Annotated in this window: 9 protein-coding genes and 1 riboswitch; of the genes, 8 read left to right on the top strand and 1 reads right to left on the bottom strand. The window is 57.9% G+C overall.

Annotated features, from left to right (window positions below; translation table 11 throughout):
• The first annotated feature begins 6 nt into the window (after nt 1–6).
• The 7 genes from glmS (at nt 7) to QPM17_RS17290 (ending at nt 9,258) form a co-directional block, all read left to right on the top strand.
• Complete coding sequence (gene glmS, locus QPM17_RS17320) at nt 7–1,839, top strand: glutamine--fructose-6-phosphate transaminase (isomerizing) (protein WP_285392276.1); 1,833 nt, start codon at nt 7–9, stop codon at nt 1,837–1,839.
• Between the two features lie 260 nt (nt 1,840–2,099).
• Nucleotides 2,100–3,068 carry a TRAP transporter substrate-binding protein gene (locus QPM17_RS17315; protein WP_285392274.1) on the top strand — a complete coding sequence of 323 codons (969 nt, stop codon included), beginning with the start codon at nt 2,100–2,102 and terminating at the stop codon, nt 3,066–3,068.
• A 37-nt stretch (nt 3,069–3,105) separates the two neighbouring features.
• The gene (locus tag QPM17_RS17310; RefSeq protein WP_285392272.1) at nt 3,106–3,645 is read left to right on the top strand and encodes a TRAP transporter small permease; all 540 of its coding nucleotides are present in this window, start codon (nt 3,106–3,108) and stop codon (nt 3,643–3,645) included.
• A 4-nt stretch (nt 3,646–3,649) separates the two neighbouring features.
• On the top strand, nt 3,650–4,957 hold the full coding sequence (locus QPM17_RS17305; protein WP_285392270.1) for a TRAP transporter large permease: 1,308 nt from the start codon (nt 3,650–3,652) through the stop codon (nt 4,955–4,957).
• A gap of 167 nt (nt 4,958–5,124) precedes the next feature.
• A riboswitch (glycine riboswitch) is annotated at nt 5,125–5,223 on the top strand.
• 164 nt (nt 5,224–5,387) lie between these two features.
• Complete coding sequence (locus tag QPM17_RS17300; protein WP_285392268.1) at nt 5,388–6,602, top strand: D-amino acid dehydrogenase; 1,215 nt, start codon at nt 5,388–5,390, stop codon at nt 6,600–6,602.
• 202 nt (nt 6,603–6,804) lie between these two features.
• A complete protein-coding gene (nhaB, locus tag QPM17_RS17295; RefSeq protein ID WP_285392266.1) occupies nt 6,805–8,310 on the top strand; it encodes a sodium/proton antiporter NhaB in 1,506 nt (501 codons plus the stop codon).
• A 198-nt stretch (nt 8,311–8,508) separates the two neighbouring features.
• The gene (locus tag QPM17_RS17290; protein ID WP_285392264.1) at nt 8,509–9,258 is read left to right on the top strand and encodes a substrate-binding periplasmic protein; all 750 of its coding nucleotides are present in this window, start codon (nt 8,509–8,511) and stop codon (nt 9,256–9,258) included.
• Here the strand turns inward: QPM17_RS17290 and QPM17_RS17285 are convergent.
• Nucleotides 9,255–9,944, bottom strand: a complete 690-nt coding sequence (locus QPM17_RS17285) for a DUF3047 domain-containing protein (protein ID WP_285392426.1) — start codon at nt 9,942–9,944, stop codon at nt 9,255–9,257. The genes QPM17_RS17290 and QPM17_RS17285 overlap by 4 nt on opposite strands.
• Before the next feature lie 751 nt (nt 9,945–10,695).
• On the opposite strand from QPM17_RS17285, the gene QPM17_RS17280 reads away from it, so the two are divergent.
• Nucleotides 10,696–13,464 carry a ribonucleoside-diphosphate reductase subunit alpha gene (locus QPM17_RS17280; protein ID WP_285392424.1) on the top strand — a complete coding sequence of 923 codons (2,769 nt, stop codon included), beginning with the start codon at nt 10,696–10,698 and terminating at the stop codon, nt 13,462–13,464.
• The last annotated feature ends 91 nt before the right edge of the window (nt 13,465–13,555 follow it).

Below are 13,555 nucleotides of genomic sequence, written 5' to 3'. Positions count from 1 at the left end.
AGGTATATGTGTGGAATTGTAGGTGCAGTTTCAGAAAGGGACGTTCAGGGTATTCTGCTGGAGGGTCTGCGCCGCCTGGAGTACCGGGGTTATGATTCCGCGGGTATGGCTGTTATTGACAGCAGTCATACCATCAACCGGGCACGCGAAGTGGGCAAGGTTGCCGCCCTGGCCGACGTTATTACCGGTGAAGGCCTGGAAGGCACGGCCGGCATTGCCCATACCCGCTGGGCCACCCATGGCGAGCCGTCGCAAATCAATGCCCATCCGCACATGTCCGGCGAGCGACTGGCCATTGTCCACAACGGCATTATCGAAAACTACCAGGAACTGCGGGAGGAGCTGAAAGCCGAAGGTTTTGAATTTACCTCCCAGACCGATACCGAAGTGGTCGCGCACCTGATCGAACAACAGTACCGCCTGAGCAGGAATCTCTACGAGGCTGTCAGTAACGCTATTGAACGGTTGCGCGGGGCTTTCGCCCTGGCCGTAATTCACGCCGACGAGCCGGATCACATGGTGGTGTGCCGTGAAGGCAGCCCGCTGGTGGTGGGTGTGGGCATTGGTGAAAACTTCATCGCGTCCGACCAGTTGGCACTGTTGCCGGTGACTGACCGCTTCATGTTCCTGGAAGAGGGTGACATCGCTGATATCCGTCGTGACAGCATAGAGATTCATGACCGCGACAAACAACGGGTGGAGCGTGCGATCACCCGTTTCGAACACAGCTCGGACGCTGCCGAAAAGGGCGAGTACCGCCATTTCATGCTCAAGGAAATCCACGAACAGCCACGGGTCATCCGCGCCACTACCGAAGGCCGGGTAACAAACACCCGGGTACTGGAACAGGCCCTGGGCACACAGGCGGGCAATCTGCTGGAAGATGTACGCCATGTCCAGATCATCGCCTGTGGCACCAGTTACCATGCCGGCATGGTGGCCCGCTACTGGATCGAGGAGCTGGCCGGTGTGCCCTGCTCCGTGGAAGTGGCTTCCGAATTCCGCTACCGCAAACACGTTATCCAGCCCGATACCCTGTTCCTGTGCATCTCCCAGTCCGGTGAGACGGCCGATACCCTGGCTGCCCTGCGTCAGGCCAAGAAGGCCGGTTTCCGCGCCGCCATGGCCATCTGCAACGTGCCGGGCAGTTCACTGGTGCGGGAGTCCGACCTGGTCATCATGACCCAGGCCGGCCCTGAAATCGGGGTGGCTTCCACCAAGGCCTTCACCACCCAGTTGACCGCGCTGCTGATTTTCACCCTGGCGCTGGCCCGCCACAACGGCCTCGAAGAAGAACGGGAAGCCGAAATTGTCGAAGCCATCCGCATGATTCCCGGCCAGGTGGAGCAGGTGCTGGCACTGGACGGCGAAATCGTCGAACTGTCGAAATCGTTCATGGACAAGTTCCACAGCCTGTTCCTCGGCCGTGGTGCCATGTTCCCTGTGGCCCTCGAGGGTGCACTGAAGCTCAAGGAAATCTCCTACATCCACGCCGAGGCCTACCCGGCCGGTGAGCTAAAGCACGGACCCTTGGCCCTGGTGGACGGCGACATGCCGGTCGTCACAGTGGCGCCTAACAACGAACTGCTGGAAAAACTGAAGTCCAACCTGGAGGAAGTCCGGGCCAGAGGTGGCGAGTTGTTCGTATTCGCGGACCAGGCGGCCGGTGTGAAGCCCCAGGAAGGTATTCATGTGATGCAGCTGCCTTCCGTACATCCGATCACGTCTCCAATCGTCTATACCGTGCCATTACAGCTGCTGTCCTACCACGTGGCAGTGCTGAAGGGCACCGATGTGGACCAGCCCCGGAACCTGGCGAAGAGTGTCACGGTGGAATAACCGGTCGGTGAATCCTCCGGCCACGCCCAGCATCTTGTAACAGTGCTAGTGTGCCGGCACGGGATACGCGAAATCCGGTCAGGTTGCTCCCTCTCCCGTTCTGGGAGGGGAATAAATCAGTGTTTGCCTCGTACCACAAAGCCAACTACGTTATTAGATTATGATTGTGTGTGACTATCAGTCCTGATTTCGATAATAGCAACCACCAAGGAACCGCCCGGATCAACATTCTTCCTGCACCAAAAGGAGCAATCGTGAAGATGAACGCCAAGCATTTAGCCGCATTGATGCTCTCAGTAGTCATCGGGAACGCCTACGCAGAGACGAACTGGGATATGCCAACCCCCTACGGTGACTCCAACTTCCACACCGTCAACATCCGCGAGTTTGCGGAAGATGTGAAAGAGGCCACCAATGGCGAGGTCAACATAACTGTCCATAGCGCCGGGTCCCTCATCAAGCATCCTGAAATAAAGAACTCTGTTCGCCGTGGCCTTGTACCCATCGGCGAGCTGATCATGTCGCGACTGGCAAATGAGGATCCTCTGTTCGAGGCCGACTCGGTGCCCTATCTGGCAAGCGACTACGATGAAGCCTGGGAACTCTGGCAGGCATCCCGGGATATGCTGGCAGAGCGTCTTGAGCGCCAGCGTCTGAAAATACTGTTCGCAGTGCCATGGCCGCCGCAGGGCATTTATACGAAATTTCCGGTGGAAACCGGCGACGAACTCCAGGGTGTGAAGATGCGCGCCTACAACAAATCGAGTGAACGGCTGGCCGAACTGTTCGATGCCGTCCCGACTCAGGTCGAAGTGCCGGATATTCCGGTGGCGTTTGAAACCGGTCGAGTCGACGCTATGATCACATCCCCTTCAACCGGCGCCAATACGCGGGCCTGGGATTATCTGAGCCACTTCAACCATGCTCAGCTGTGGTTGCCGAAAAACATGGTTATCGTCAACGCCAAGAGTTTCGACGCGCTTCCTGAGTCCGCTCAAAAAGCGATTGAAACGGCCGCCGCTGAAGCCGAGAAGCGGGGATGGGAGGCCAGCAAGGCCGAGACCGACGCCAAGATTGAAATCATGGAAGAAAACGGCATTGTCGTGACCGAGCCCAGCGACGCCCTGGTCGAGCGCCTCCAGGAAGTTGGTGCGACGATGGAGCAGGAATGGCTGGAGCGTGCTGGTGACGACGGTAAGGCGCTCGTGGAGGCTTATCGCGCCCGCTAGTCTTCGGATAGTCTGAAAAATAACCCGGAGCATATCCATGCGCAGGTTTCTGGACTCTCTGTATCGATTCGGGGGGTACATCTCGGCACTACAGCTTACAGTTATCATGGCTATGGTGGTGCTCCAGGTTTCCGGACGAGTTCTCGACAATGTCCTGCAGGCCCTGGGACTGAAATCCCTGGGCCTGCAAATACCGGGTCTGGCGGAACTCGCGGGTTTTCTGTTGCTTGGGGCCACCTTTACCGGGCTGGCCTACACACTGATGGTCGGTGGCCATATCCGGGTGGACCTGTTGCACAGAACACTTCCGGGGAGTATCCGCAAAGCCCTGGACCTACTCGTGACAATAATCGCTTTGGCGATCACTGGTTACGCCGCTTGGCAAAGTACGCTGCTGGCCTATGACAGCTATGACTTTGGTGATCTTTCCATTGGTATGGTTCCGGTTCCACTTTGGATCCCGCAAGCAGTGATGGTGATGGGACTCGTCTGGCTTGTGGTTGCCTTGCTCGATATATTGAGCGGTCTGATCACGGGTCGCATTACCCATATCAAGGACGAAGCCCCTCTGGAGTGAAACCATGGACATGATCTGGATGAGCCTGGCGCTCCTGATCTGCCTTCTGATTCTGCTCGCAGCAGGCCTCTGGGTCGCCTTTGCTCTGACAGCAACGGGTCTGGTTTCTCTGTATTTCCTCAGCAACATTCCGATAGGCCAGAGCCTGTCCACCTCGTTTTACGGCGCCAGCGTGTCCTGGGAGCTGGCAGCGCTACCTATGTTTATCTGGATGGGCGAGGTGCTTTTTCGGTCTCGGCTCTCGGAGGAAATGTTTAACGGTATTGCCCCCTGGGTCGGTCGTATTCCAGGCCGACTGCTCCATACCAACATCATTGGTTGCGGGATCTTTGCTGCCATTTCCGGTTCGTCGGCGGCGACTGCGGCGACCATCGGGAAGATGTCGATACCGGAACTTACCCAACGAGGCTACGATCGCAAGCAGATCCTGGGCACTCTGGCCGGCTCTGCCACCCTCGGCCTGCTGATTCCCCCGTCTATCATTCTCATTGTGTACGGCGTTGCCACCGAGCAATCCATTGCCAGGTTATTCGTGGCGGGCATTCTGCCAGGTTTGCTACTGATGGTAATGTTCGCTGGCTATGTGGGTATCTGGTCCAAGATGAATCCCTCCGGTGTGCCAGTAGATGAGGAAGAATCCTTGCCGCTGGCGGAGAAGTTTCGCCTTAGCAGGCCACTGATCCCGGTGATATTGCTGATTGTGGGTATCATCGGCTCTATCTATGGCGGGCTGGCATCACCAACGGAGTCAGCGGCGGTAGGTGTGGCCCTGGCGCACCTGTTGTCCTGGCGTGGCGGGTCCCTGAGCCGCGCTAATTGTGTTGAGGCCCTGATGGGCACAGTGAAAACCTCCACCATGATCGCTTTCATCCTCGTGGGCGCCCACTTTCTGACCGTATCCATGGGTTTTACCGGCATTCCCCGGGACCTGGCAACCTGGATCAATACGCTGTCACTATCCCCCTACATGCTGCTCCTGGCACTGACGGCATTCTTCATTCTATTGGGGTGCTTCCTGGACGGTATCTCCGTTGTGGTTCTGACTACCTCGGTGATCTTGCCGATGGTACAAGCGGCCGGGATCGACCTGCTCTGGTTTGGAATCTACCTGGTAATCGTGGTGGAAATGAGCCAGATAACACCGCCGGTGGGGTTCAATCTGTTCGTGATCCAGGGGCTGGCGGGGGACAATATTATCCGGATTGCGCTGGCGGCAATGCCTTACTTCCTGCTGCTGATGGCTGGAGTATTGTTGATCACCATCTTCCCGGAAATTGTTACTTATTTGCCCAGTAAAATGGGAAACAGATAGGTTAGTCAGAAATTTTTCAGGCCACCTTCTAAAAACTATCAAACCTAAAAATCCGGCGGATCTGAAAATGTGCGAAAATGGGGTCGAGTTTTATCAAACACCAATGTCCTCGGACAAAACCTCCAGAATTTGCAACTTTTTTAAGCAGATAGTAAGTTTATCCATAAGACATGCCAGCGGGAGAGACCGGGTCACACAGCTGTGAACCCGGCGCCGAAGGAGCAACTGCCCCGGAAACTCTCAGGCAAAAGGACCGCTGGCGTGAAGACTTTCCGAAGAGCTGCCGACGACCGCGTCCGTTGGCACACCGAAGGAGCAAGCGGTCGATTTCGCTGAATCGGCACGTGAATCTCTCAGGTCCAGAGACGGAAGGGGTGCTTTCTACCGCCTGGTGTAGAAAGGGAACCCCGGACGCTCCCTGGAGATTGCTATGAAGCGAATTGCAGTAATTGGCGGTGGTATTACCGGTATCACGACCGCATATACCCTGGCCAAACGCGGCCTGGATGTCACGGTTTACGAAAAACACCGCTATGCCGCGATGGAAACCTCCTTTGCCAACGGTGGTCAGCTGTCGGCCTCCAATGCCGAAGTCTGGAACAACTGGCAGACCATCATCAAGGGCCTCAAGTGGATGTCCCGCCGGGATGCGCCACTGCTGGTCAATCCCAAACCCTCCTGGCACAAACTGAGCTGGTTTGCCGAATTCATTGCCGCCATTCCCCAGTACGAAAAAAACACCACTGAAACCGCCCGCCTGGCTATTGCCGCCCGCGACCACCTGTTTGCGTGGGCGCAGGAGGAAGGCATTGATTTCGATCTGAAGAAACAGGGCATCCTGCACATCTATCGTGACAAGGCCGGTTTCGACCATGCGGCCCACGTCTCGAAGCTGCTTGCCGCGGGAGGTCTTGAGCGCCGGCCGGTTACGCCTGATGAAATGCGCACCATTGAACCCACGCTGGCGGGCAACTACTACGGTGGTTTCTTCACCGAAAGCGATTCAACCGGCGATATCCACAAGTTCACCAATGGCCTGGCCGATGCGATTGTTCGGCTCGGAGTGAAGACCTGCTATGGCCACTCGGTGACCGAGCTCAGTGCCAACGACACCCATGCATGGGTAACCTCCCATGATGGCGAAGAGCAGACCCGCGACACCTTTGACGGCGTTGTTATCTGTGCCGGCGTTGGCAGTCGCGACCTGGCTGCGAAGCTTGGTGACCGCGTGAACATCTACCCGGTCAAAGGTTATTCCATCACCGTTGAACTGGACGATGAAGCTTCCCGGCAGGCGGCACCGACGGTCAGCCTGCTGGACGATGCCACCAAGATTGTGACCAGTCGCCTGGGCGATGATCGTTTCCGTGTCGCCGGTACCGCAGAATTCAGTGGTTATAACCGGGATATCCGCGATGACCGGATTCGCCCCCTTACCCGCTGGGTAGAACAGTGTTTCCCGGGAGTCTGCACCCGCCGCGTCGTACCCTGGGCAGGGCTGCGCCCGATGCTGCCCAATATGATGCCGCGGGTCGGGGCAGGTCGCCTGCCAACAGTGTTTTATAACACCGGCCATGGCCATCTGGGCTGGACGCTCTCGGCGATTACCGCTGAGATGCTGGCCGAAGCGGTCACTGAAAAATAGAGTCGCTACCGAGCCTATTTCTTAGTAATATTACGCAACTTTTTGGGGGTGGTCGTCCGGCCACTCTTCCTTGCCGCGTTCTAAGACCAAATAGTCACACACCCTATACCTTTGGTGGGTTACCCGGTACGCAAATATCAAGGAAGATAACGGCCGATTGCCACACACTGTCTTTCGCCCGTTGACTCAGAAGATTCCTGCAATGCCCACGACCGTTCTTTCTGGCTTTACTCACAATTTCCTGGGTAACGCACCCACCTGGTACAAACAGGTCATCATCCTTTTTTTGATCATCAACCCGCTGATTGTCTGGACTCTCGGCCCGGCGGTAGCCGGCTGGGTGCTGGTGGCTGAATTCATCTTCACCCTGGCCATGGCGCTGAAATGCTACCCCCTGCTGCCCGGTGGCCTGCTGGCGATTGAAGCCCTGCTGGTGGGCATGACCTCAGCCGATGCGGTGTATCACGAGGTACTGGTGAACTTCCCGGTCATCCTGCTGCTGATGTTCATGGTGGCCGGCATCTACTTCATGAAAGAGCTGTTGCTGGTGACCTTCACCCAGATTCTCGTGGGGGTGCGTTCCAAATCCGCACTGTCGCTGCTGTTCTGTGCCGCCGCAGCCCTGCTTTCCGCCTTTCTGGATGCGCTCACCGTAACCGCCGTGATCATCAGTGTTGCCGTGGGTTTTTACTCGGTCTATCACAAGGTGGCGTCGGGCAAGGGTTATCACCACTCCGATCACAACGCCAACAGTGATGAGCATGTGATTGAACTGCACCGTGAGGATCTGGACAAGTTCCGGGCCTTCCTGCGCAGCCTGCTGATGCACGGCGCCATTGGCACCGCGCTGGGCGGGGTGGCCACCATGGTGGGTGAGCCCCAGAATCTGTTGATAGCCAAGGTAGTCGGCTGGGATTTTGCCAGTTTCTTCATGCACATGGCGCCGGTAAGCCTGCCGGTGCTGGTCGCGGGCCTGACCACCTGCTGGCTACTGGAAAAGCTGCGCTGGTTTGGCTATGGCGCCCGCCTGCCGAAACCGGTGCGCCGGGTGCTGGAGGAGTTTGCCGACAACGAACGCACCAAACGTACCAAGGCCGACCAGGCTGCTTTATGGGTGCAGGCGCTGGCGGCGCTGGTGCTGGTTATCGGCCTGGCGTTTCACCTTGCAGAGGTGGGGCTGATAGGCCTGTTGGTAATCATCCTCATCACCTCGTTTACCGGGGTGACCGACGAACACCAGATTGGCAAGGCGTTCCAGGAATCCCTGCCGTTCACCTCCCTGCTGGTGGTGTTTTTCGCCATTGTGGCGGTGATCCACGAGCAGCACCTGTTCAAGCCCATTATCGATTTTGTGCTCAGCCTGCCACAGGACCAGCAGCCGGGCATGTTCTTTATCGCCAACGGACTGCTGTCGATGATCAGCGACAACGTGTTCGTGGCTACGGTATACATCAGTGAAATCAAACAGGCGCTGGATGCCGGCAGTATCGACTACGAGCATTTCCAGGAGCTGGCCATCGCCATCAACACCGGTACCAACCTGCCCAGTGTGGCAACGCCGAACGGCCAGGCAGCCTTTCTGTTTCTGCTGACCTCCGCCATTGCGCCGTTGGTGCGTCTATCCTATGGACGAATGGTGATCATGGCATTTCCCTACACCATCGTGATGGGAGCCGTGGGCCTGTTCTGCGTGATCAACCTGGTGTAACACCGGTAGCCGTTCTCGTTCCCGGTAATAGTTGTGTGTCACGCAGTGCATTCCCGGGCAGGTCTGTTACTCTTTTTACTGTGGTAATAAAGACGATGGCCAGCGGCAACAATGATAATAACAGTCAGTATTCGGACCAGGGCTTCCTGTGTTCTCCAGCAGTGCCCGGGATATGCAATTATCCGCCGCGTAGCTTTTTTGCTACTCGCTTCCCTTTGCCTTGCCGGCCATGCTCAGGCCCAGCCAGCACGCGACACGCTGATAGTGGGCTATGTGGACGTGCCGCCAATGGCATTCAGGGGTGAGGACGGTCGGGCCCAGGGAGAATTTATCGAGCTGACCCGTCGTGTGGCGGAAGAGGCGGGGTATGACCTGGACTTCCGATTTCTGCCGGTCAGCAGGGCTTACCATTACCTGCGTACCGGTGGAATCGATATCTGGCCCGGGGTCACGGATGTACCGGCCCTGGAGAACGAAGTGCTAGAGAGCTTTGTCAGCCCATTTCCTTTCCAGCTCAGTGCCTGGGCCATGAACGGTTCGTCACCGGTTCGGCACTTCAACGACCTGCATAACAAGACCCTGATTCTGATTTCCGGGTATACCTATGGCGGCCTGGCGGCACGCCTGGAGTCCCCCCCTGGCATTACCGTGACTGAGGCTCCAAATCACCAGGCTGCGGTGGCGATGCTGGAACGGGGGAGAGGTGACTATCTGCTGGATTATCAGGACCCTGTAAGGGTCGTACTACAGAACTCTTCCGTAAGGGGCATTCGTGAATACCCGGTACGTGTCCGCAATGCAGCGTGGATTTTTTCCCTGGCCAACCCGAGAAGCAGCGAATTGCGTGATGAATTTGATGATGCCTACCTCCGCCTTGCAGACAGGGGCGAAGCTCCACCACCCCGGGCGTTGAGCGAAGGATTCCTGCTGCCAGGCCTATCCGATTAGTCCCGGGGCCTGACCAGCTGAACATCGCCGTACCATGCGGTGGCGGATTCCCCGGTATTGTCGGAATCCGACATGATGGCCACGCCCACCAGCTCTGGCGGCGGCCGGCCAAACGCGTCTCTGTAATCCGCTACAATATCCCGTTCCACCGTGACCCAATTGCCGGTATTGGCTGACCCGGAGTTCACCGCAATCATCATCGTGGTATCCGTAAAGGGATTGGCCACCATGTCTCCAACCGGCAGCTGATTGGCCCAGATGTAGTTCAGCGCATTGCCCGGCAGCTCTTCTCCGAACATTACCTCCACCGCCTTGCGCTTGGCGCGCTCGAAAAAACCGGCTTCTTCCGGCTCGAATCTGAACGCCACGTAGATGCGGGCGGGATAATCATCGCCGTCTTTTTCGCGGGCATTTCCCTGCTCGTACACATTCGAGACTTTCCAGCGCCAGCGCAGGATGAGCGAGTCTCCGGGTTCCACGGATACCCTGGCTATCAGCCCGGACGCACTGTTGTCCGTGGTTGCCTTAACAACCTGCTCGCCGCTCTCATCAACCAGCTGGTACTGACTGTGACGATCGATCTTCGGAAACTCCAGGGGCTCCCAGCCATCCTCAAGGGATGTCATGGCGGAAAAACCCTTAATCAGCGAGTCATCCTTGCTGTCTGCCTGAGCCGTGGTGGCCATTACAGACAGACTCAGGGACGTAATCAGGTATCCCAGTAAGTAGTTCATGGTGCTCTCCACTGTGTCCGGTTAGTGACCGGCAACCGACCAAAAAGTGCCTTGTCGTTATTGTTCTTACTCTATATAGTGCTTTTATCCTTGGTTAAGTACCAGATGTGGTGGTTAATGGTTGATCAACCAACAGCCTCCGCCACTTATGGTACCGGGAATCCGGTGTGAATCCGGAACTGACGCGCAGCGGTATTGGGGAACAAGCGTGGCACAAAGACACTGGCAAGGAGCCCCTGGTTACCTCCTGAATCGCCTCTGCGTGCACTGAAAGCTGCAGATGCAAGGCGCGGCTCGCCGCCAATGGCCTTAGCCCTTGGCAAGAGTCGCAACACAGCAGGTGCAGCTTTCAGAGCACGCCCTTCGGGGCTTTCAGAGTGCTTCACAATCGGCGTTGCAACTTTTTGAAAGGCCCCCAGCCTTCCTGCAAAGTTGCGCCTTGACTGTGAAGCACTCTGAAAGCCAGAGGCGACTCAGGAGGTGACCAGGGGCTCCAGCCGGGAAGTCGCCACGCAAGGCCGAACCACACGGTTCACGCCCCTGAGTCCGAAGACCTGCCAGGGAATACAACTGCACCTTCGCGTATAAGGTGAGCAGAGTCGACAACCGCGTTCGACCATGGGCATATCTGTCGGATTACGCTTCGCTAATCCGACCTACGTGTGCCGGTGTGGACCCGCGGTCTTGCCCTCCGATTCTCTGCCTGCGCGAAGGACATGGAAACCAACGCGTATTCAGGAGAACCGACATGTCCACCGCCACCCTTCAGGTTATTAAACGCAACGGCACCCTGGTTGGATTTGATCCCGCCAAAATCAGTGTTGCGGTCACCAAGGCCTTCCTCGCTGTTGAGGGCGACGAAGCCGCCGGCTCCGCCCGCATTCATGATTCCGTTGAACGGGTCACCCACCAGGTTATCCAGGCCATAAGCCGCCGCCTGAAAGCCGGTGGCAAGGTGCACATCGAAGACATCCAGGACCAGGTGGAACTGGCGCTGATGCGTGCGGAGGAGCAGAAGGTTGCCCGGGCCTATGTACTCTATCGCGAAGCCCATGCCCAGGAGCGCGCCAGTCAGTCGCCGGTGGAAGCCCATCCCACGCTGACGGTCAAAAAAGCCAACGGTGAAGTGGCGCCACTGGATCTGGGCCTGATGAAAGTCCAGGTGGAGAACGCCAGCCGGGGACTGGACGGCATTGATGGCGAGTCCCTGGTGGATGGTGCACTGCGGAACCTGTACGACGGCATTGCCGAGGAAGAAGTGCTCTCCGCCCTGATCATGACGGCGCGCGGCCGTATTGAACAGGAACCGGACTACAGTGCGGTAACCGCACGACTGCTGCTGGAACAGCTGCGACTGGAAACTGGCACGGCACTGGGACTTCCCCTGAGCCTGCCGCTGGCAGAGGTTTATCCCCAGGCGCTGAGCAGGTTTATTGAGCAGGGGATTCACTACGAACTGCTGGACGAAGCGATGGCATCCTTCGACCTGGAGCGCCTCGGCGCAGCCCTCAAGCCGGAACGGGACTTCCAGTTCGGTTTCCTGGGCTTGCAGACCCTCTACGACCGCTATTTCGTCAACTGGAAGGGCGACCGTCTGGAGCTGCCCCAGGTTTTCTTCATGCGCGTGGCCATGGGCCTGGCCCTGAAGGAAGACGACCCCAATGCCCGGGCCATCGAGTTTTATGACCTGCTATCGTCCTTCGACTACATGGCCTCTACGCCAACCCTGTTTAACAGTGGCACACGACATTCCCAGCTCTCCTCCTGCTACCTCACTACGGTGCAGGACGACCTGGAAGGTATCTATGGCGCTATCCGCGACAATGCCATGCTCTCAAAATGGGCTGGCGGACTGGGCAACGACTGGACACCGGTGCGGGCGCTGGGCTCTCACATAAAGGGCACCAACGGCAGCAGCCAGGGCGTGGTGCCGTTCCTGAAAGTGGTCAATGACACGGCGGTGGCAGTAAACCAGGGCGGCAAGCGCAAGGGCGCCGTGTGCGCCTACCTGGAAAGCTGGCATCTGGACATCGAGGAATTCCTCGAGCTGCGCAAGAACACTGGCGATGAGCGCCGCCGTACCCACGACATGAACACCGCCAACTGGGTGCCGGATCTGCTGATGGAACGCATGCGCGAAGAAAGGGACTGGACCCTGTTTTCCCCCAATGACGTGTCCGACCTTCACGATCTCTATGGCAACGCCTTCCGTGAACGCTATGAGCATTACGAAGCGCTGGCGGAGCAGGGCCAGATCAAACTGTCCAAAAAGATCCCCGCCAAGCAGCTCTGGCGCAAGATGCTCACCGTGCTGTTCGAAACCGGGCACCCCTGGATCACCTTCAAGGACCCCTGCAACCTGCGTTCGCCCCAGCAGCACCGGGGTGTGGTGCACAGTTCCAACCTGTGTACCGAAATCACACTGAACACCAGCGCCGACGAAATCGCCGTGTGCAACCTGGGGTCGATCAATCTGGCCGCCCATATCCGCGACGGCGAGCTGGACGTGCAGCGCCTGGAACGCACGGTGAACACCGCAGTGCGCATGCTCGATAACGTGGTCGACATCAACTACTACGCCGTGCCCCAGGCAAAGAACTCCAACTTTAAACACCGGCCGGTGGGCCTGGGCCTGATGGGCTTCCAGGACGCTCTGTACCAGCTGAACCTACCGTATACCAGCCCCGAAGCCGTGGAATTCGCCGATGTGGCCATGGAGCAGATCAGTTACTTTGCCATCCGTGCGTCCGCCATGCTGGCGGGTGAACGCGGTGCCTACGAGACCTATGAAGGCTCCCTCTGGCAGCGGGGTATCCTGCCCATTGATTCCATCAACCTGCTGAAAGAAAACCGCCGCGAGGGTGACCTGAGCCTCAACACCAACAGCCGCCTCGATTGGACGCCGGTGCGTGAACTGATCACCAGGAACGGCATGCGCAACAGCAACGTCATGGCCATCGCACCAACGGCCACCATCTCCAACATCGTGGGCGTATCCCAGTCCATCGAGCCGGCGTACCAGAACCTGTTTGTGAAATCGAATCTCTCCGGTGAATTCACTGTGGTGAACCCCTCGCTGGTCCGGGATCTCAAGGCTGAAGGTCTGTGGGACAACGTCATGGTCAACGACCTGAAGTACTTCGACGGCAGCGTGCAGCAGATTGACCGGATCCCGGCGGAACTCAAGGCCCGCTACGCCACCGCCTTCGAAATCGACCCGCGCTGGCTGGTGGAAGCCGCCGCAAGACGCCAGAAGTGGCTGGACCAGGCCCAGAGCCTCAACCTCTACATGGCCGAACCCAGTGGCAGGAAGCTGGATGCCCTGTACCAGCTGGCCTGGGAGCGCGGCCTGAAAACCACCTACTACCTGCGCTCCCTGGGTGCCACCGGCGCCGAAAAATCCGCGCCGGTGGCCGCGCCGCAGCCGCAGGTATGCAGCATCGACGAGCCGGATTGCGAAGCCTGCCAATAACTCCATCGTTGCCGTAGGTCGGATTAGCGCAGCGTAATCCGACAACCGAGCCAGCGGTCACTAAACAAATGTCGGATTACGCTGCGCTAAT

Source organism: Marinobacter azerbaijanicus (assembly GCF_030250645.1).
Classification (GTDB): domain Bacteria; phylum Pseudomonadota; class Gammaproteobacteria; order Pseudomonadales; family Oleiphilaceae; genus Marinobacter; species Marinobacter azerbaijanicus.
This window is presented reverse-complemented; position numbering and strand designations above follow the sequence as displayed.